Origin of the sequence: Bacillus cereus group sp. TH152-1LC, assembly GCF_027710505.1 — a bacterium.
Taxonomy (GTDB): Bacteria; Bacillota; Bacilli; order Bacillales; family Bacillaceae_G; genus Bacillus_A; species Bacillus_A mobilis.
The window spans coordinates 1-20,105 of record NZ_JAQFNK010000001.1 but is presented as its reverse complement, the minus strand read 5'-3'; the positions used below and the strand labels follow the sequence as shown (position 1 = coordinate 20,105).

The following is a 20,105-nucleotide window of genomic DNA, read 5'->3' as shown; positions in this document are numbered from 1 at the left end:
TCTAGACATAAAACATCTCTATTACATATTAGAGGTGTTTTTTAATGAAAATCCCACCTAAAACGAAAATCAGTAGGTGGGATAGGGGTAAGCATTAGTTATTTTCATAATAACCGCTTTGTATAAGAGCACGATTCATAAACTTTTGATAGTTAATCTCTGCTCTCTTTTTGGCACTTTCTTCACTAACAATCTCAAAATTAAGTTTAACATCATCAATAGATTTAACTTGTCTTCCTGTTTTTAATATGTTCATTGGAAGCCATTTTTTATCAATTGCTTCCTCAACTTTTTCAGTTGAAACTGGAAACCTACTTAATATATTTGTTTCTTTTCTGTATCCTTTAACGTAATAAAAATCTTCACCTAATACGGCTTTTAATGCATCTATTCGCTTCTTACCGAACCGTTTTTTTATGTATTCAACATCATAGAGGTCATCTTCTGTGATATCAATCAGAACTATTTCTTTATCATGAAATAGGTCCACACTATGTATTCCATTGGTAGCGATTATTACAGTTTCTTCTAATTCTTCTGCATTATACATTTCAGCAAAATCATAACTCTGAAGTTCATCCTTTAAATAGAAACCTTCTTCTGTTTTTTGAACATTATGTTCCTTCATAAGTTGAAGAAGTTCGTTTTTCATAGAACTATAACGTTCTTCTTTTAAGTCTATTATTTTTTTCAGTCTCATATAATTTTCAACTACTTGTTCAATCCCATTAGCAGACCATTTTTCCTTTTCTATATCTATATTAATCATATAAAGTTCTAATTCTGCGGCACTTTTTTTAATTGGAGCAAGTCCTAATGTTTTATTTTCCGGGTCTTTTGGAAGAACATAATCAGATAAATTAAACCGTTCCTTTAACTTATCTCCATGTTTTAAGAGTGTGTGAACTATTCCGCACCCGATTACTTCCTCATAAAAATCTTTTGACCAGGAATAAGTGACATTCTTTCTCTCTTGTAAAATAACTCCGTTTATATTGATATTTTGAAAATCTTCATCTAATGCCAAGGTTTCTTCTTTTTGATTTATATAATAATTTTTTATTTCTTCATCTTTAATTAATTTTAATACTTCTTTTTTTAACTTAATTTCTTTCTGGAAGTTGGCTGTTTCTTTGCTAAGTTTGTCTATATTCTCTATATTCATCCTGTAATTCTCCTTCATAAGTTATTGGTTTATTTTATCATTAAATTCAGAAGTAAATTTTAAATTATAAAAAAAAATCATGTTAAATCCAGAAAAAATGTCGGAAATCATCTTTTTTATTAAAAGTGCACAAAAAAATAGACATTGTTTACCCCCTGTGTTAAAAATTATACGCTTTTAAGCAAGGGAGGCTTTACAATGAAAATTAATACTAACGTTGTTTCACTTAATACACAAAACCTTTTGAGAAAAAATAGTCAAAATTTAGAAAATCACATGGAGCGTTTAAGCTCTGGTAAAAGAATCAATAGTGCTGCTGATGATGCTGCTGGTGTAGCAATCTCAACAAGAATGGATTCTAAAATTCGCGGTATGGAAGTGGGCGTTCGTAACTCTAATGACGGTATTTCTGCTGCACAAACAGCTGAATCAGCTTTAGGCTCTATCACAAATATTTTACAACGTATGAGAGATTTAGCTGTTCAATCTGCTAACGGAACTAATAACACTGATGACAGAACATCTTTAGACGGTGAATATACACAACTTAAAGGTGAAATTGACCATATTGCAAAAAATACTACTTTCAATGGTGTAAATCTATTGAATGTTACTGGTGGAGGCACAATAGATATTCAACTTTCTGATGTGAAAGGCGATACAATGGCAATCAAAACAATGGACGCTACAGCTGCTACATTAACAGTTGCTGCTAAAATAGACACTGCTACAGATGCTGCTACTGCTATGGACGAAATCGATGCAGCTATCAAAAAAGTTTCTACAGCTCGCGCTGATTACGGTGCAAATTTAAACCGTTTAAATTTCAACGTTGATAATATTAGCAGTGCGAAAAATAACTTATCTGCTGCTAAATCTAGAATTGAAGATGCTGACATGGCTGCTGAAGTTAGCGAAATGACTAAGAGCAAAATTCTTATGCAATCAGGTATGGCTATGCTATCTCAAGCTAACCAAAATCCACAACAAGTTACACAATTACTACAAGGTTAATCTATTAAAACGTCACTATGTGGCGTTTTTTTGTTTTCTAAACGTATATTTTCGAATTTAATATTAATTAATTAAATATATTATAAAGAAGATTCAAATTCATCATTTTCTATTTTGAAGCTCCACTTAAATTCTAATTAATTTTTAATAGAATAATTTATTTCAGAATGATGTTGAAAATTTAGTGACATTAAAAAAATAAAAAAAGTTCAAATAAAAAAAGTGGCATAAAACCTTGCAAACAAAGGAATATACTCACAGAACAAAAAAAGTCAACAAAAAAATGCGCAAAAAAATTGGACTTAAAAAACCTCTTCTGTTATAACTTATACGCTTTAGTACAGGGGGGATTTATAAACATGAAAATTAATACAAATATCGTATCTTTAAATACTCAAAACGTTTTAAGAAAGAACAGTAGTGAATTAGAAACACATATGGGGCGTTTAAGCTCTGGTAAAAGAATCAATACTGCTGCTGACGATGCTGCTGGTATCGCTATTGCAAGTAGAATGGAATCAAAAATGAGAGGAATGGATGTTGGAATAAGAAATTCTAATGATGGCGTTTCCTTAGTGCAAACAGCTGAATCAGCTTTAGGTTCTATCACGAACATTTTACAACGTATGAGAGAATTAGCAGTACAATCTGCAAACGGAACAAACAATACAACTGACAGAACATCTTTAGATAATGAGTACAAACAACTTATTACAGAAATTGACCACATCGCAGGCACAACTACTTTCAATGGAGTTCCATTGTTAGACGGTACAGGTGGTGCAACTGTTGAGATTCAATTATCAGATGTTGCAGGTGATAAAATGACATTAAATCTAATTAACGCTAAGTCTACAGCACTTAATGTTGGTGCTAAAGGTGGCGGTGCAGGTTTACCTTCAGATATCACTTCTGCGGCAAATGCTACCCTAGCTATGGACGAAATAGACTCTGCGATTCTTGATGTTTCTAATAGAAGAGCAGAATACGGTGCAAACTTAAATAGATTGAATTTCAATATCGATAATATTAGCAGTGCAAAAAATAACTTAGCTTCTGCAAAAAGCAGAATTGAAGATGCAGATATGGCATCTGAAGTGAGTGCAATGACTAAAAACAAAGTATTGATGCAAAGTGGTATGGCTATGCTATCTCAAGCTAACCAAAATCCACAACAAATTACACAATTACTTCAAAACTAATTTAATCTTTATAAAAAAACGTCACTATAATAGTGACGTTTTTTATTTTCAAAAATAATTTATTGCTTAAATCATAAAAGTGTTGAATTTTGTAAGGGAATCCACAATTTAGCCTCAATAAATAGATAGAGACATACGAATTTTTAATTTTTGATTGAGGAGGGTTTTGAAAATGAAAGTGGTTGTTACAGGTGGAGGAACAGGAGGACACCTATTCCCAGCTTTATTAATTTGCGAAGAACTTAGAAGAGAAGGGCACGAGGTATTCTATTTCGGAAATCCAAAATGTATTGAAAAACAAGAAGCTGCTAAAAGAAATATTCCTTTTTGTGCAATTCCATCAAGAAGTACACTAAAAAAAGACATTAAATTTGTAATTGATAACACAAGAGGTATTCTAAGTTCCTTGAGATGTTTTAAAAAAATAAAACCAGATGTAGTTTATTCAACAGGAGGATTTACAACTGCTCCCGTTTTGGCAGCTGCATCTTATTTGAAGATACCTTATATTATCCATGAACAAAATACCGTAGTAGGTCTTGTTAATAGGATTTTCCGAAAAGGAGCGACTTCTTTTATTCATTCGTTTCCTTATGATAAACAAGAGAACGAGAAATTAATAGGAAATCTATCTAGATACAAAGGAGAATTGGTTCGTAAAGAATCAAATGTTGTGTTTATGGGAGGAAGCGGCGGTGCTAAATTCATAAATCAATTAGCTATTCAGTATGCAAAAGAGAATCCCGATAAACAAGTCGCTTTGTTATCTGGAAGAAACTTCGAATTAGACGAAGAGATTACCAACCTCACAATTTATGGTTTTATTGAAGACATGCGAGATATTTATAGTACAGCAGAAGTGGTAGTAGCAAGAGCGGGTTCAACAACACTTACAGAATTGTCCTATTTTGGAATTCCATCAATTATTATCCCAATGCCAAATAGCGCAGATAACCATCAAGAAAAAAATGCTGAATTTTATGAGTGGAAAAATGCAATAATCAAGGTTTCACAAGATGAGTATGCTTATTACACAATGAGTAATGCAATTAATAAGTTAAATAAAAGTGAAAAAAGAAGATTATCGGAATCATTTAGAAGTTGTTACAATGTAAAGGCTGAAGAACAAGTTGTTAAAGAAATACTTCGTGCAAAACGTTAATCATACAGATTCACATGGACAATTAGAACAAATAAACGCAATGTTATTATAACTTTACGTTTATTTGTTCTAATTTCATAATTGCTGATTTATTACGAAACGATATTGTTTTTATGAATAAAAAAAGGATTTAGAATTAGGTTTTTATACTATTTAATGAAGAATACACACTCCAGTTAAAATCCTAAGAAAGAAATGAGCTTGGTAATATATATTTACAAGGATATGTCTATTATATTAGAAATTTAAATAGAAGTTTACATGGTTGTGTGGCAAATAAAGTGAAATTTAGAAACGAAGCAAAAAAGTCGAAAGAATAGATGTGCAGCTTAGAATAAAATTCATAACAATTCTCCTTCTGATTTTTTAAAAATTCTCGTTATATATAATAGCTCCATTTTATATTGCGACAAAACCGTAGAATCTTTTGATTTTTTTACACAATTTGTTTTTTTGTGTCATATTTATTTTTGCAATTTGAGATGTATATTAAATGGTCTCAATATTATTTATCTTGGTAAGGGAGAGGTTTTATAATGGCTTATAAAGTTTTAGTTGTTGATGATGCAGCTTTCATGAGAATGATGATTAAGAATTTCTTAAAAGACGAAAGCGATTTTGAAGTAGTTGGTGAAGCAGAAAACGGAGAGATAGCAGTTGAAAAATATAAAGAGTTACAACCAGACATTGTTACACTTGATATCACAATGCCTGATGTAGATGGACTTGAGGCACTAAAAAGAATTCGTGAAATGGACCCTAATGCAAAAGTAGTAATGTGTTCAGCAATGGGACAACAAGCTATGGTTTTAGATGCTATACGTAATGGAGCAAAAGACTTTGTTGTTAAACCATTCCAAGGTCCTCGTGTATTAGAAGCTCTTCGCAAAGCATTACAATAATGGAAAGGTGTGAGTATAAGTGGAGCAAGAATTTATAAGTATGTTCTTGGAAGAAAGCCAAGAACATCTTCAAGCTTTAAATGAAAATGTTTTAAAACTAGAAAATAACCCAGAAGACATAACTGTTGTAAGTGAAATCTTCCGTTCTGCTCATACCTTTAAAGGTATGGCAGCAACTATGGGATTTCTTGATATTTCGAACTTAACTCATGAAATGGAAAATGTATTAGATTCTATAAGAAATAATAAAATGAGTGTCAATTCCTTAGTTATTGATGTTATTTTTGAATGTATTGATAACCTTGAGAGAATGGTTGTAGATATCCAAGATGGAGGTCAAGGTCATTTAGACGTGAGTGGAACAGTTAATAGATTAAAACAACTATTAAATGGAGGCTCCAACATTGTTTCTGAAAATCCTAAAACAGAAACTTTTGAATCTCAAGAAGATAAAATCGATGCTACGCATCAGATAACAGTCCATTTGAGAGAAGATTGTTTGTTGAGAAGTGTTCGTGCTTTGATGGTGATTGATTCTTTAGCTTCACTAGGCGAAATTGTTAATACTGTACCTTCAGTGGAAGATATAGAGAAAGAAGAAATCGAATTAGTTATTAACATTTCTCTCTATTCTAGTGCATCAAATGAGGAAATTCAGAAAACGGCAGCATCAGTTTCGGAAATTGAGAATGTTACAGTAGAAAACATTATCGAAGAGTCAACAACCAAAGAAGTTGAAACAAAAAAAACTGAAACATCAAATGTACCAAGCCCTAAACGAGAAGTAACTAAACAAGAACCAGCAAATGTTAAAGCAACGCCTAAAAAAGCAGATGTAGATTCTACTAAAAGAGCAGCTAGCCAAACTATTCGCGTGAATATTGAAAAAATAGAAGATTTAATGAATATGTTTGAAGAAACAGTTATCGAAAGAGGTAGAATTGAAGAGATTGCACAACAAATGGAAAATCAAGAATTAAATGAAAGATTACAACGTTTGGCAAATGTATCTAAGGAACTTCAAAATATAGTTTTAAATATGCGCATGGTTCCAGTAGAAACTGTATTTAATCGTTTCCCAAGAATGATTAGAAGCTTGGCAAAAGATTTAGGGAAAAGTATCAACTTAATTATCAAAGGTGAAGATACAGAAATTGATAGAATTGTAATTGATGAAATTGGGGACCCTCTAGTTCATTTAATTAGAAATTCTGTTGACCACGGAATAGAAACTAAAGAAAAACGTGTAGCAGCAGGAAAAGATTCTACGGGAACAGTTTGTCTAGAAGCATTCCATAGCGGTAATAGTGTAGTAATCCAAATTACTGATGATGGTGGCGGTATCAATCGCAAACGCGTTGTTGAAAAAGCAATTAAAAATGGAATTATTACAGAGTCTGATGCTTTGAAGCTTTCAGATTTAGAAGTATATGACTTAATTCTCCAACCAGGATTTAGTACAGCAGAAAAAATATCAGATATTTCAGGGCGTGGAGTAGGTTTAGATGTTGTTAAAACAACTATTTCTAAATTAGGCGGAAACTTATCGGTTCAATCAGAAGAAGGAAGAGGTAGCGTATTTACAATTGAATTACCTTTAACGTTATCTATTATCCAATCAATGCTTGTTGAAACAGCAGGAAATCGCTATGCGTTTCCACTAGGTAATATTGTTGAAAGTATGAGGCTTTCTCCTGAAGAAGTTCATAACATTCAACATAAGCACGTAATCAATTACAGAGAAAAAACAATACAAATTATTTCTTTAAGAGATTTGTTCCATAAACAAGGATTCTTAGAAAGTAATAAGACGGATTGGTTACAAGTTGTTATTATTAAAAACAACGAAAGAACCGTTGCTGTTGCAGTTGATAAGATTTTAGGACAAAGGGAAATAGTATTAAAATCTTTAGGTGATTTCTTTAAAGAATCAAATAACTACTTCTCCGGTGCTACGATTTTAGGAGATGGAAAAGTAGTGTTAATTGTAGATTGTGAAAAACTGAAATAATAAAGAAACCAATAGTACACATACTATTGGTTTCTTTTATTTTTCTTGTTCTTCACGTTTTTTTCTAACTTCTTTCAAACGCTCTTTTATTGACTTTATAAATCCATTGATTTCTTCACTGCATGAATCACAAACATTGCCTCTATCTAGTTCTTTGTTGCAAATTTCACACCTATATTTTTTCAGCATAATAACCTCCTGATTAATTAATGCAAAAACGTTCAAATTTTTAATTTTTTATCACGGAAAAAACATTTAGTCAACAAATTGTTTTAGTTGAAAAAATGAGCGTTTTAAAACGATTATAATTTGTGCTAATAATAAGATTTCACATATAATAAGTAATATAATTTTAGAAGAATTTAGGAAATGAGGGAGTTGTCTTGCATATAAAATGTAATCCCGCAGATTTTTCTTTTTTAGGGGGTAAATTTGCTAAATTAAGAGTAGAAGAAGAGAAAATGAAATTTTCTCAAACCATAGAAAAGGGAGTTCGAGAAATTCGTATTCTTAAACAGTGTGGAGGTTACGAATTAGAGTTATATTATTGTATGAATAATTCCGAAGAAAATAAAGACGTATTTAATTTAGTTTTCTATATGATTCAAGAGGAAAAACGTATGAGGGTAGCCGAAGCTGTTAAGAGTAAATTAGTGATAAAGAGGGGATGCTGGACAATAGAAATACAAGATATGCTAAAAACGATAAGAAGCTTTAAAAACGATATAGAAAACTGGAGATGTGGAAATCTAAGGAAGCGAAAGTTAGGTTTATCAAAAAAATAAACAAAGATTTTTCAACTTTTCTAAAGAGCAGGAAAAAAATAAAAATCTCCCTGTTTAAATAGAGCACCCCCTTTTTGAAGGGGGGCTTTTTTGGAATCTTTTACATTTATTCTGCCCCTCGCTAGAAGGACAATTATTGAAAGGCGACAAAATCTATTTTTTTCAAAGAATATTAGAACGAAAGATGTATCTAAGTTTAAGAAGAGCATCTTATAGTGTTCACTGTGTTTTTTGATAGAATGGGAGAGAAAATTGAGACCGTGAATGAAAACAAACAAATTGTTCCGCAAAGTGGTGTTTCGTTAAATGATAAAGATATCGACATTTTGAAAAATATCTTATTGGAAGGAAAAAACATTTTAGTTGTAGGTGACAAAAGAACAGGTAAAACAACGATTCTGAGAAGCATAATTAATATTCTAGATTCAAGTGAAAAATTATTAGTCTTCGACGATTACAATGAAATCGATATCTCAGAAAGAGAGGGAATGGTATTTAAAATTGGTTTTAATAGTAATTCTGATATCATTGGAGACCAAACAAAAATACATCCACACATGGACATGATTGCAAAAGGGTTATTACTTCCTTTTGATAGAGTTATAGCAGATGAACTATTTCCTAGAGAAGTAGATAGTATTTTAAACGCATTGCATGGAAAACGTTCAGGTATTTTTTCTGTTAGTTTTGATGGTGCTGAAAATGCTTTAAAACATATTTATTCAAAAACCATGTATCCATCAAATAAGGTTTTGTCACCTGACACTTTGAAAATCATCAAAGACCAATTTCGTTATTGTGTTACAGTCAATAAAACAGTTACCATTGAAAAGATAGATATAAAGGAAGATACGCTATTATTAGAAAAAATAAATTGATTATCCATAAAAAAACAGAGAAGGTATTGAAAATCCTTTTCTGTTTTTCATTCATTGACATTAGAATAACAAATTATCAATTGTATTAATTAATTCTGTTATTTCTGGTTTAGTGATTTGTGCATCTGCACCAACAGATGTTCCTTTATGATATAGTTCATTCGATATTAATGATGAGAAAATGACTATAGGTAATTCCTTCGTATTTTCACTTTCTTTGAGCCTCTTGGTTAAATGATGACCATCCATTTTAGGCATTTCTATATCGGTAATTAACAAATTAACACTGTCTGTTATTTTGCTATTTTTATTAGAAGCCAACTCTTCAATACGAATCAATGCTTCTTCACCATTCTTAAAGAATGTTAAATTTTCATAACCAGCAGATTCAAGTGTGTCCTTTATAACTTGACGCAGCATAGCTGAATCTTCTGCGATATAAATATTTTTTCCTTTTCTTTCATTTTTTCTTTTATCCAAAAGACTTTTATCTTTTATAACCATGTTATTATTTGGACTAATTTCGTAAATTATTTTTTCGTAATCCAACATTAAAATAATTGTATTGTCTAATTTTACAATACCTGCTGTTGTTGTTTCTAATCCCATAGCAAGAGAAGAAGGTTCTTCTATTTGTTTCCAAGAAATTCTTTGAATTCTGTGAACATCATCAACTCGAAAAACGACTTTAGTATGATTCAATTCAGTTATAATAAATTTCGAATTTTCCTTAGAAACATGAGATGAAATTCCTAATGCTTTTGCTAAGTTAATCACAGGAATAATTTCCCCACGTACTTGAAGTATGCCTTCTACTGCTGGATTGCTTTCAGGAATACTTGTTACTTCAGAGGAATGGATAATTTCTTTCACTTTCATAACATTAATACTGAATAAGTTAACACCAACTTTAAATGTAATGATTTCTAATTCATTGGTCCCACTTTCCAAAAGAATGCCTTGTGTTTCTTTCATCATTAATAGCCCCCTTTAAAATTTTAATTTACTTTTTTAAATATATAATTTAATTCAAAAGGTGCTGTTAATCAGCACCTTTTGAATACACATAGATATATGTGCACATTTATTGTTAAACTAGCAATAAATTATCAATTGCATTAATTAATGTTTTAATTTCTGGTTTAGATACTTGCGCATTTGCACCTACGACGTCACCTTTATGGCGAAGTTCATTTGAAATCAACGAAGAGAATATAACAACAGGTAGTTGTTGTGTATTAGGGTTATCTTTGATTTGTTTTGTTAAATGATGACCATCCATTTTAGGCATTTCAATATCTGTAATTAATAAATGAACAACGTCTGTTATCTTATTCACTTTTGATATTGATTCTATATGGATTAATGCTTCCTCACCGTTTTTAAAGAATGTTAAATTGTTATATCCAGAAGCTCTCAAGGTGTCTTCAAGTAATTGACGTAACATTGCAGAATCTTCTGCGACATAAATTACTTTATCGCTTCTTTCTAAATTTTTATCGCTCGACGTTTCGATATCTTTTATACTCATATTGGTACTTGGACTAATATCGTATACTAATTTTTCATAATCTAGCATCAAAATAAGTTTCTCATCTAATTTTACAATTCCGGAAGTAGTATCTTCTAATCCCATTGAAAGAGAAGACGGTTCCTCAATTTGTTTCCAGGAGATTCTTTGGATTCTATGAACCTCATCGACTCTAAAAACGACTTTCATTTGATTTAATTCAGCAATAATAAATTTTGAGTCTTCTGGAGCAGTAGTAGATTGAATTCCTAATGCTTTTGCTAAATTAATTACGGGAATAATTTCTCCGCGAACTTGAAGAACACCCTCTACAGCTGGATGACTTTCTGGGATTGGTGTTACGTATGAAGGGTGAATAATCTCTCTCACTTTCATAACGTTGATACTGAACAAATTTTTCCCAACCGTATAAGTAACTATTTCTAGTTCATTCGTTCCGCTATCTAAAAGAATACCTTTTTTTTCTTCACTCACTTGTAAATACCCCTTTCAAAAATTAAAATTTTAAAATGTTCACATAGCCAAGCTATAATAAATAACGGTAATCGCAATGAAAATATTACTAATTATATAAAATGGATATTCTGAACTTTTTTTAATTCGTGTACTATATAATACATTTTATAAACTTTTGTAAAAAAATATGAAGAAAATAGGGGAGTTATAATGGATGCGATAAAGGACAACTATGTTTTTCGCTCTTATGATGAATTATTAAAGGATTATGTGAATGAGAAATTTGAGCTAGTTCATTATGAATTAGTTTTGGATTCTTTGTATATGTCTAAAGACAAAAATGATGAGTGGAAAGAAAAAAGAAAACATGCAATCAGACTATATGAAGAAACAAAAGAGAACGTAGATTTTTTTTCTTCCTTATTAGTCGCAGAAAGAGAAAGAAATATAGTTGATAAATAAAGAACCAATTCCAAAAGAATTGGTTCTTTATTTATTGTTTTTCAAGTATCTTTCCGGGTTCGTTTTGTGTATTGTTTTTATTAGTTTTAGGCTTTACAAATAAATCATTAATTTGTTTTTCCAACTCTTTGTCTTTAAATGAAACACCTTCACTTGTTCTTATGCTAGCTAATTTTTCAGAAACTTTGTTTCCAAAATAATAAGGAGCCATTTCTTTTAATTGTGGTTTCATTTCTTCAAAAGTTTTTCCGGAATTTTTATAATTGGCATCATAAATTTCTTTTAAATCTTTATCAGTAACCTTAATTCCATCATGTACAGCTTTGTCATAAGCCATTTGTTGACGAATTTGTTCTCTATCTAATTCAACTCCGTCCACTTTCCCGTATTTTTTCAAGGTTTTGTCAACCTCTGCATCTGATACTGGATACTTTTTCAAAATTAACTGTTTTTCTATAAATTGATTTATCTCCGTTAAAAACATTTGGTCAAAAGTGTTCTTTTTCACTTCTGCAACAGTAAGCTTTTTCCCATTTACTTCTACTAAAGTATCTTTATCATTTAATTTATAGTATGCATCAAGTTTAAAATCACCTTTTTTAGTAACTTCTTGTTCTTTATCAGGTGCGATTTGTTTTTCGTTAGAACAACCGACCATAACTACAGATACAAGACTAGTTGCCAATAAAGGTTTCCAATATTTCTGTAACATATTATCAACCCCTAATTTATAAAAAATTAATCTTACAAAGAAGTGAAAGACACTCCCTTACCTGTTAAGCGTTTTTTGAAATCTCTTCCTTCTTATACCATCTATTAGAGATATAGCAAGTAAGTCCTTCAAAATATTACTAGGCAGGGGAGAAGAAACATAAAGAGAATCATCAAAAAAAGCAAGGCTATGAATCACCTTGCTTTTGTATATTAAATAGTTATAAAAGTACAATTTTATTATTTATTTAGGTTTGGATAATATTGTTTTGTTAAAGGTAAAATTAGCACTTCTACACGTCTGTTTTTCGATTTTCCTTCTTTAGTGTCATTGGATGCTACTGGATGATATTCACTATAACCAATCGCACTAAATTTCTCAGGTTGCAGTTCAGTGTTTTCTAGCAAGACTTCCGTGAAATTCACCGCTCTTTGCGCACTTAAATCCCAGTTCGAGCTAAATTCGGAATTTGAAATAGGTTCATTATCTGTATGACCAGAAACCATGATTTCCCTTGGAGGTTTAGAAATTAAAAGCTTTGAGATTTCATGAGCTAATTGTATAGAATCTTTTTTGACATATGCTTTTCCAGAATCAAATAATGCATTATCTAAAATCGTTAACATTAATCCTCTTTCTGTTAAAGTTGTTTTTAAAGATAAGCTTAAATGATTTTTTGCTATGTATTGGTCCATTCTCTTTTTCAGTTGTCTCAATTCATTCATTTCTTGCGCTTTCAATTTTTTTTCTAATTCTTTCGTCGAATCAGGTTTTGCAGCAGGTTTTTCTTTTAAATTTTCAGGTTGTTTTGCGGCTTCTTGACTTAAGAATTCTTCTCTTCCTGTGCCTCCTTTAAATTCTTCATTAAAAGAAAGCATTAATTGTTTGAATTTCTGTGAATCAACAGAACTCATGGCAAATAAAACAATAAATAATGCTAATAAAAGAGTTAACACATCTGCATAAGGAACTAACCAAGATTCATCTACGTGTTCTTCATGTTTTTTATGTTTTTTATGTTTTCCCATTATTTCTTTTCTCCCGATTTATCTTTGTTAGATAATAATTTTCTCTCTGTTTCTGAAACTGCGCTTAAAATTCTGTTTTCCATAAGAAACGGAAAAGCACCAGCTTGTAATAAAAGAAGACATTGAAGAACAAGTTTTTTCTTTTCCATTTCCTCAGCAGATTTTTGTTTTAGTTTATTAGCGAAAGGATGCCATAAGACGTAACCTGTAAATATACCAAAAAGTGTTGCAATGAAAGCACCTGCGATTGCATGTCCTATCTTTTCAATATCAGATAAGTCTCCTAATGCAGCTACTAGACCGATAACTGCTCCTAATACCCCTAAAGTAGGAGCATAAGTTCCTGCTTGGGTGAAGAGTAGTGCGCCTTTAGCATGTCTTTCTTCCATTGTTTCTATTTCGTTTTCTAATAGTGCTTCGATTTCATGTGCAGTTACACCGTCAATAACAAACTTTAATCCTTTTCGAACAAATTCATCATCAATTTCTTTTAACTCCTTTTCTAGAGACAAAATTCCGTTTTTTCTACTTTCCGTTGTCCATCTCATAAACATCTCTAAAATTTGTTGGTAAGTTAATTGATTTTTCTTGTTCGTAAAAATAATCTTTAGTAATGTAGGAAACTTTTTTAAGTTTTTTCCAGGAAAAGCTATTGAAACAGAAGCTGTAGTCCCAACCAAAATTATCATTATTGCTGCCGGGTTTATTAGAGCTGATATTGATGCTCCTTTAAAAATCATCCCTCCTACAATAGCAATGATTCCTAAAATTATACCGACTATCGTGGTTAAATCCATAAAATTCCTCCTATCTTCGACCAAGTAAGGGTTCTAAATAAACCATCGGCACATTTTGAACTAAGATTATAATTTTTAATGAAGAGTTTTAGCACTTTTAATAAGAAGACCCAAACGTCAAGCACGAATCAGCGGGGGAGTAGGGTATTAAAAATATAATTTTTTAAGATTGAATTCAAAATATCATTAGAATTCATTCATGAATAAACCGATAAGTTAACAGAAAAACATGTAGGAGTCTTTCTTTCAAGAAAGGGGAGTATTTAGAAATGATAAAAAAAATAAAAGGTGAAATAATATCACCTTTTAAAATTGCTTCAAATAATTGTCGTATGGGAAATACTTAGCCATTTCTTTTGCTAGGGAATTGGCTTGTTCCATTTCATTCAAACTCTTGTATACTTCTAAAATAATTTCCATTGAACGAAAATGTGTTTCATTTAGTTTCATTGCCTTATGAGCAAATTTTAATGCATCCAATTCAAGACCAAGAGCTAAGTAAATCTCTGCAACCGTGAGCGTAACCATAAAATCATTTTCATTTTCAATTAAATATTTTGCATAATATTCCGCAGCCAATTCATATTTTAAATGAGAATAGAATAAATTACCTAATTCCCCCTTAACAATAGAGTTAAATATTTTTGAAAGGTCCAATCCTTTTGTTATAAATTCTTCGTTTTTAATTCTAATTGCTTCATCCATAAAGAGAATATATGTATTTTTAGACATATGAAAAGCGTCTTTTCTTTTTCCCGTATCCAAAAATCTAATTAATTTTTTCACGTCATCATTAGCATAATCAGATATAGAAGCGTCTCTTGTGAATAGATAATACTGTATCAAATATAGCTCTTCTTTTGGTTCTTCTTTTATCAATAACTCTTTTGCTATATCAAATTCTTGATTCGATAGGTGATAAAATACATCGAATTGAGTTATTAATTCTTCGGATAAGAAACTTTTTGTTTTAGGATATGTCTTTGCAAATAGATTTCCCAATCTTAACAAATATGATAATTCCAATTTAAGGCGCATATCCTGTTCATCATCACCAGGATATAATTCATTTATTACCATTTCTATATCAAATGCTGAGAAATTTATTTTATATAATTTCATTAAACTTGTTACAACTTTTAAATCATATTTATTAAAGGAAATTAACTGTAGCAGGGAAGCTGCTGCTTTTTTATAAAACCCACTTTTTAAGTATAAATCTACAAGTTTTTTCTGTGGTAAAATGTCTCCAACACCTTGCCTTGTAATGTAATTCTTTTTTGGATTTCCTTTTTTCAAACATAATTCATATAGATATCTCGCTTCTTCATCTCTACCCAATTTCTCTAGTATGTCAGCTTTTGAATAATAAATATCAGTGTAATCTGGGAATCTTTTTTGACCTTCGTTTAGCAATTCAAACATTTCATCAAATCTCTTTAATTCATATAGCGCCAGTACCATTTTCAATAAAGAATGAGACAACATTTCGTTATCTTTTTTATTATTTGTAGCAATTTTGTAATGGTATAGGGCATTATGATAATCTTCATTTCGCAAATATTCATTTGCCATGTTGAAATGCAAGAAACGATTGTTTGGATTGTTTTTTAATTCTTCTTTTAAAATCTTGAAATTTCTATCCTGCTTATCTTTATCAATCACAACATCTTCACGATAACCTATGTGATTTATCGCAATAGGAAGAGTACCAACTTCGTAATATGGAATATTATTATTATGAATCGAAGGTTGCTCATGTACCTTATTCATAAAATTTATATTTAATCCATTTTTAAAAAGTCGAATGGATTTATGAATTAAAGGAGCCTTGTTTTCTACTAATAAATTATGAATTTCGACCTCAAAACCTAATTGATTAGTAGTATTTAGTTTTTCTTTTAATTCATTGATATTAATTTTTTCAATAGATTCGTCTGCATCTAGCCATAAAACCCATTCTTTTGTGGCTTTTTCTAAAGAGAAATTTCTTGCTGCTGCAAAATCTTGAATCCATTCAAAATGATATATCTGTGCTCCAAAGTCCTTTGCAATATCTTCAGTTTTATCTGTTGAACCTGTATCAACAATGATGATTTCATCCACTAATTCTTTAACACTTTTTAGACAATTTGGCAGATGTTTTTCTTCATCTTTTACAATCATACATAGGGAAATAGTTGACATATATAATCCACTCCTTACAAATTTAGTATTTAATAGACAATCAATCTTCCCTTCAAAGAAAATACTTGTAAAATTCATAAAATTATAATAACATGTCGTTAGGAATTAATTTCCTGTATAAGGAAAACAAAACTATGTATTCAAAAAGGAGGAACTAATTGTGAAAAAGGTTGGATTGGCTATTATGAGTCTATCTTTAGCACTTGGAGCAGCGGCTTGCTCTAAGGAAGAAACAGTTAGTAAAGAAGAAACAGGAAAAAAGCCAGAGAAACAGGTAGAAGTCTCTAAAACTGAAACTTCAAAGACTGAAAATCCTAAAACAGAAGTTGAGAAAGAAATGAACCTCATAGAAGCAACTTCTGTAAACAAGAGAAACGTAGTTATATATGAAAACAACAAAGGGAAGGCAACATTTGTTGGTGAAACAATTACTACAGAAGGAAAAATTTTGGCAGCAATCCAATTAGATGGAGAGCTAAAAAATGCAACAATTCCTGATATTAATTTAAAATTTATAACTGATACTGGTAAAGATGTAGAATTGAGCAAGTCTAGCTTTTCAGGATATCGATTCGAGAAAGATTCAACGTTTTTAGTTTATGAATCAGGCAGTAGTGTAGATGGAACGAAAATAATGAGATTGGACTACAGCTTTAATAGAAATGAAAATAAATTTCCAGTGGATGTGAAAAGTTTAACTTTCAAAGAGTCTACAGGAACAACAAAAATCCCTGCTGTAAAAATGATTACCAATAACAATATTTCTAGTAATAGTAATAGTAATAGCAATAGTAATACTTCTAGTAGTAGCAATGCTTCCAACAATACTAATACTGTTGCTGATAATTTAAACATCAAGAAAGAAAATGATGATTATAAGCTGACGATTAATAGTATTAGTATCGACCCATCGACATCTAAAAAGTTAACAATTAACGGGAAAATCGAAAGCAAAAAGGACCTGACAATCGATAATGGTAAATACCACTATAAAAGACCTTTTGTTCATGAAGAAGGGAAATCTAATATTTCAGTGAAACAGTCTCAACTTTTTGCAGGTATACCGGTTGACTTCTCTATGACAGTAGATTCAAGTATTCCGTTTGGGAAGGACAATAGTTCTATTATTAACTTTGATTTTGATGGCATTCCTTTTAGTTTTGATGCAGCAAAGGGCAAGAAGTATTCTGCACCAATTCATTTAGATGAATTGCCAATTGTAGATGATAAAGACCGTCTGGAGGTTTTAGGTTTAGATGGATTTACTGCTGTGAGCGGAGAAAAATATTATAATGGAATCCAATCAGATAAAGGATTCTGGAATCATGGTGTGAGCGATAAGTATCAACGTGCTACTTTTGGATATACATTAGGTAAAGAATTTAAAACATTAAAGTTTAAAATAGGTGCAGGAGAGAAATTTAAAGGACAAGGCGGAACTTATGAAGTCTTTGTTTATGGGGACGACTTTGATACAAAAGGAGACGGAAACCCAACAGGAACTCCATTATTACATGAGCAAATTACAAGTGATTCACCAATGAAAGACGTTACGGTAGACGTAACCGGGGTTAAACACTTATATGTTTATTATCACTCAAATACGATAGAACATAAGGATTCATTGTTCACTACTACTGACACTGGAAAAGGAAAAGTACAATTAATAATGACTGATATGAAACTTCAATAAAAATTAAAAGAATCTTCGTTTATAAAACGAGGATTTTTTTGTTTTCGCAATACATAAATACATAGAGAAGCATTCTTTAAACCATTAATTACATAGCAGAAAATAGCAATTAAAATAAATGTATTTTAATTATCTTCATTTATAGAAAATTACCAGACCAAATCTTTAAATAATATATAAAACTAATTTCTATTGTTAGAAAATTCTTGTATTTAGAATTTACATAAATTCAGAAAATCTATTTTATTTAAAAACAAACATTTTCATTTTCAGTATTCCGCACTTGATTTTACGTAATTTTTACGGTATTATCAATTTAGAAACACAGAGACAGTGGTGGAAATGAGTTATGGCAACTAGAAAAGACGTACATATTAAAGGAACGAAAAAAGTAGAATTTAAGGCGGGTCTTGTCAAATCCATAATTCTATAATACTATGTGTTAGGAATTGTTTTCCTGTATAGGAAAGACGGAACTGTGTATCCAAAAAAAGGAGGAGCAAATTATGAAAAAGATTGGGATTGCTGTTATGAGTTTGTCTTTAGCACTTGGAGCTGGGTGTGCTAAGGAAGAAAAAGTTAGCAAAGAAGAAAAGGTAACAAATTCAGAGGAACAAGTAGAAGTCTCTAAAACTGGAAATTCTAAAAAAGAAGCTGAAAAAGAACCGAACATTGTAGAAGAAATTTCTGTAAACAAGAGAAACGAAGTTTTATTTGAAAACAGCAAAGGAAAGGCAACGCTTATTGGTGAAACAATTACTCCAGAAGGAACAATTGTGGCGGCAATCCAATTAGATGGAGAACTAAAAAATGCAACAATTCCTGATGTTAATTTAAAATTCGTAACAGATTCTGGAAAATCCGAAGAATTGAGCAAGGCTGACTTTTCAGGATATCGATTCGTGAAAGATTCGATGATTATAGTTTATGAATCACTGCGCAAAGTAGACGGAACGAAATTAATGAGAATGGACTACAGCTTTAAGAAAAATGAAAATAATAATAATCCAGTCGATGTGAAAAGTTTAACTTTCAAAGAACCTACAGGAACAACAAAAATTCCTGCTTTAAAAATGATTACTAATAATTCTGCTGATAAGTTAAACATCAAGGGAGAAAATGATGATTTTAAGCTGACAATCGATAATATTTATATTGACTCAACAAAATCAGAAGAGTTAAAAATTAGCGGGAAAATTGAAAGTAAAAAGGACATGACATTTGATGATGGCAAGCTCCACTATACGAGACCTTTTATTCATAAATACGGGACTCCTTCTATTTCAATGAAACAGTCTGAACTTTTTGCAGGTATACCGGTTGACTTCACTATGACATTAGAATCAAAAATTCCGTTTGCAAAAGATAATAGTTCTATTATTAACTTTGATTTTGATGGCATCCTATTTAGTTTTGATGCAGCAAAAGGCAAGAAGTATTCTGGACCAATTCATTTAGATGATTTACCAATCATAGATAATGAAAGCTATCTTGATGATTTAGGATTAGATGGATTTACTGCTGTGAATGGAGAAAAATATTATAATGGAATCCAATCAGATAGAACATTCTGGAATCACGGCATAGGAGATACTTCTGAACGTGCTACTTATGAATATTCATTAGGTAAGGAATTTAAAACATTAAAGTTTAAATTAGGTGCAGGAGAGAAATTCAAAGGACAAGGCGGAACTTATGAAGTCTTTATTTACGGTGATGACTTTAATTCAGAAGGAGATGGGAATCCAACAGGAACTCCATTACTACATGAACAAGTTACAAGTGATTCACCAATGAAAGACGTTACTGTAGATGTAAGCGGTGTAAGACATTTATATGTTTATTATCACTCAACTTCTATAGAAAAAGAACCAACGTTATTTACTTCTACTGAAACGGGAAAAGGGAAAGTACAAGTATTAATGACTGATATGAAACTCCAATAGAAATTAGAAGAATCTTCGTTTATAAAACGGAGATTCTTTTTTTGTTTCTGTAACATTTGTTTACATAGCTATTTTTTCTTTAAACTGCTAATCACTAATTGACACTCCCACCCCTAAAGGGGCAAGCTGACTAACGTCAGTGGGATTCTTGCTACCAAAGGCGAAGTCCATTTC

18 protein-coding genes are annotated in these 20,105 nt (G+C 31.0%); 10 read left to right on the top strand and 8 right to left on the bottom strand.

Features of this window, described 5'->3' with window-relative positions; translation table 11 throughout:
* Window positions 1-94 precede the first annotated feature (94 nt).
* Window positions 95-1,165, bottom strand: a complete 1,071-nt coding sequence (locus tag PDL00_RS00090) for a hypothetical protein (protein WP_270725180.1) — start codon at window positions 1,163-1,165, stop codon at window positions 95-97.
* Between the two features lie 198 nt (window positions 1,166-1,363).
* On the opposite strand from PDL00_RS00090, the gene PDL00_RS00085 reads away from it, so the two are divergent.
* The 5 genes from PDL00_RS00085 to PDL00_RS00065 all read left to right on the top strand — a co-directional run bounded on the left by PDL00_RS00085 (window position 1,364) and on the right by PDL00_RS00065 (window position 7,456).
* Window positions 1,364-2,179 carry a flagellin N-terminal helical domain-containing protein gene (locus PDL00_RS00085; protein WP_270725178.1) on the top strand — a complete coding sequence of 272 codons (816 nt, stop codon included), beginning with the start codon at window positions 1,364-1,366 and terminating at the stop codon, window positions 2,177-2,179.
* Window positions 2,180-2,538: 359 nt separating this feature from the next.
* Complete coding sequence (locus PDL00_RS00080; protein ID WP_270727791.1) at window positions 2,539-3,381, top strand: flagellin N-terminal helical domain-containing protein; 843 nt, start codon at window positions 2,539-2,541, stop codon at window positions 3,379-3,381.
* A 172-nt stretch (window positions 3,382-3,553) separates the two neighbouring features.
* Entirely contained in the window at window positions 3,554-4,543 is a 990-nt protein-coding gene (locus PDL00_RS00075) for a UDP-N-acetylglucosamine--N-acetylmuramyl-(pentapeptide) pyrophosphoryl-undecaprenol N-acetylglucosamine transferase (protein WP_270725177.1), read from the top strand.
* Between the two features lie 536 nt (window positions 4,544-5,079).
* The gene (locus PDL00_RS00070) at window positions 5,080-5,445 is read left to right on the top strand and encodes a response regulator (protein ID WP_098006716.1); all 366 of its coding nucleotides are present in this window, start codon (window positions 5,080-5,082) and stop codon (window positions 5,443-5,445) included.
* A gap of 19 nt (window positions 5,446-5,464) precedes the next feature.
* Window positions 5,465-7,456, top strand: a complete 1,992-nt coding sequence (locus tag PDL00_RS00065) for a chemotaxis protein CheA (RefSeq protein ID WP_270725175.1) — start codon at window positions 5,465-5,467, stop codon at window positions 7,454-7,456.
* Window positions 7,457-7,492: 36 nt separating this feature from the next.
* Here PDL00_RS00065 and PDL00_RS00060 read toward each other — a convergent pair whose 3' ends face one another.
* Window positions 7,493-7,645 (bottom strand): hypothetical protein, encoded by a 153-nt coding sequence (locus tag PDL00_RS00060; protein WP_170953069.1) that lies wholly within the window; start codon window positions 7,643-7,645, stop codon window positions 7,493-7,495.
* Between the two features lie 194 nt (window positions 7,646-7,839).
* Here PDL00_RS00060 and PDL00_RS00055 point away from each other — a divergent pair, with 194 nt between their 5' ends.
* The gene (locus PDL00_RS00055; RefSeq protein ID WP_270725172.1) at window positions 7,840-8,241 is read left to right on the top strand and encodes a hypothetical protein; all 402 of its coding nucleotides are present in this window, start codon (window positions 7,840-7,842) and stop codon (window positions 8,239-8,241) included.
* A 260-nt stretch (window positions 8,242-8,501) separates the two neighbouring features.
* Window positions 8,502-9,119, top strand: coding sequence for a hypothetical protein (locus tag PDL00_RS00050; protein WP_270725170.1), 618 nt, complete (start codon window positions 8,502-8,504; stop codon window positions 9,117-9,119).
* A gap of 60 nt (window positions 9,120-9,179) precedes the next feature.
* Here PDL00_RS00050 and PDL00_RS00045 read toward each other — a convergent pair whose 3' ends face one another.
* Together PDL00_RS00045 and PDL00_RS00040 are read right to left on the bottom strand one after the other, a co-directional pair.
* A complete protein-coding gene (locus tag PDL00_RS00045) occupies window positions 9,180-10,094 on the bottom strand; it encodes a chemotaxis protein (protein ID WP_270725168.1) in 915 nt (304 codons plus the stop codon).
* Window positions 10,095-10,209: 115 nt separating this feature from the next.
* Complete coding sequence (locus PDL00_RS00040; RefSeq protein ID WP_270725166.1) at window positions 10,210-11,124, bottom strand: chemotaxis protein; 915 nt, start codon at window positions 11,122-11,124, stop codon at window positions 10,210-10,212.
* A gap of 192 nt (window positions 11,125-11,316) precedes the next feature.
* Here PDL00_RS00040 and PDL00_RS00035 point away from each other — a divergent pair, with 192 nt between their 5' ends.
* A complete protein-coding gene (locus PDL00_RS00035) occupies window positions 11,317-11,568 on the top strand; it encodes a hypothetical protein (RefSeq protein ID WP_270725165.1) in 252 nt (83 codons plus the stop codon).
* A 31-nt stretch (window positions 11,569-11,599) separates the two neighbouring features.
* On the opposite strand, the gene PDL00_RS00030 is transcribed toward PDL00_RS00035, so the two are convergent.
* The 4 genes from PDL00_RS00030 to PDL00_RS00015 form a co-directional block, all read right to left on the bottom strand.
* Window positions 11,600-12,280, bottom strand: a complete 681-nt coding sequence (locus PDL00_RS00030) for a hypothetical protein (protein WP_270725163.1) — start codon at window positions 12,278-12,280, stop codon at window positions 11,600-11,602.
* A 239-nt stretch (window positions 12,281-12,519) separates the two neighbouring features.
* Complete coding sequence (gene motB, locus PDL00_RS00025; protein WP_098007081.1) at window positions 12,520-13,308, bottom strand: flagellar motor protein MotB; 789 nt, start codon at window positions 13,306-13,308, stop codon at window positions 12,520-12,522.
* Window positions 13,308-14,105: a flagellar motor stator protein MotA gene (motA, locus tag PDL00_RS00020; protein WP_098007082.1), complete on the bottom strand. Its 798-nt coding sequence runs from the start codon at window positions 14,103-14,105 to the stop codon at window positions 13,308-13,310. The genes motB and motA overlap by 1 nt, the downstream gene beginning before the upstream one ends.
* Before the next feature lie 306 nt (window positions 14,106-14,411).
* The gene (locus tag PDL00_RS00015) at window positions 14,412-16,292 is read right to left on the bottom strand and encodes a glycosyltransferase (RefSeq protein ID WP_270725159.1); all 1,881 of its coding nucleotides are present in this window, start codon (window positions 16,290-16,292) and stop codon (window positions 14,412-14,414) included.
* Window positions 16,293-16,452: 160 nt separating this feature from the next.
* Here PDL00_RS00015 and PDL00_RS00010 point away from each other — a divergent pair, with 160 nt between their 5' ends.
* Window positions 16,453-17,985: a hypothetical protein gene (locus tag PDL00_RS00010; RefSeq protein WP_270725156.1), complete on the top strand. Its 1,533-nt coding sequence runs from the start codon at window positions 16,453-16,455 to the stop codon at window positions 17,983-17,985.
* A 506-nt stretch (window positions 17,986-18,491) separates the two neighbouring features.
* Window positions 18,492-19,931, top strand: a complete 1,440-nt coding sequence (locus PDL00_RS00005; protein WP_270725155.1) for an NPCBM/NEW2 domain-containing protein — start codon at window positions 18,492-18,494, stop codon at window positions 19,929-19,931.
* Window positions 19,932-20,105 lie beyond the last annotated feature (174 nt).

What these genes read in the sequence shown, in the direction of transcription:
- PDL00_RS00090 (WP_270725180.1), bottom strand. Translation starts at nt 1,165, where the DNA reads ATGAATATAGAGAATATAGACAAACTTAGCAAAGAAACAGCCAACTTC.
- PDL00_RS00085 (WP_270725178.1), top strand. Translation starts at nt 1,364, where the DNA reads ATGAAAATTAATACTAACGTTGTTTCACTTAATACACAAAACCTTTTG.
- PDL00_RS00080 (WP_270727791.1), top strand. Translation starts at nt 2,539, where the DNA reads ATGAAAATTAATACAAATATCGTATCTTTAAATACTCAAAACGTTTTA.
- PDL00_RS00075 (WP_270725177.1), top strand. Translation starts at nt 3,554, where the DNA reads ATGAAAGTGGTTGTTACAGGTGGAGGAACAGGAGGACACCTATTCCCA.
- PDL00_RS00070 (WP_098006716.1), top strand. Translation starts at nt 5,080, where the DNA reads ATGGCTTATAAAGTTTTAGTTGTTGATGATGCAGCTTTCATGAGAATG.
- PDL00_RS00060 (WP_170953069.1), bottom strand. Translation starts at nt 7,645, where the DNA reads ATGCTGAAAAAATATAGGTGTGAAATTTGCAACAAAGAACTAGATAGA.
- PDL00_RS00045 (WP_270725168.1), bottom strand. Translation starts at nt 10,094, where the DNA reads ATGAAAGAAACACAAGGCATTCTTTTGGAAAGTGGGACCAATGAATTA.
- PDL00_RS00035 (WP_270725165.1), top strand. Translation starts at nt 11,317, where the DNA reads ATGGATGCGATAAAGGACAACTATGTTTTTCGCTCTTATGATGAATTA.
- PDL00_RS00030 (WP_270725163.1), bottom strand. Translation starts at nt 12,280, where the DNA reads ATGTTACAGAAATATTGGAAACCTTTATTGGCAACTAGTCTTGTATCT.
- motB (WP_098007081.1), bottom strand. Translation starts at nt 13,308, where the DNA reads ATGGGAAAACATAAAAAACATAAAAAACATGAAGAACACGTAGATGAA.
- motA (WP_098007082.1), bottom strand. Translation starts at nt 14,105, where the DNA reads ATGGATTTAACCACGATAGTCGGTATAATTTTAGGAATCATTGCTATT.
- PDL00_RS00015 (WP_270725159.1), bottom strand. Translation starts at nt 16,292, where the DNA reads ATGTCAACTATTTCCCTATGTATGATTGTAAAAGATGAAGAAAAACAT.
- PDL00_RS00005 (WP_270725155.1), top strand. Translation starts at nt 18,492, where the DNA reads ATGAAAAAGATTGGGATTGCTGTTATGAGTTTGTCTTTAGCACTTGGA.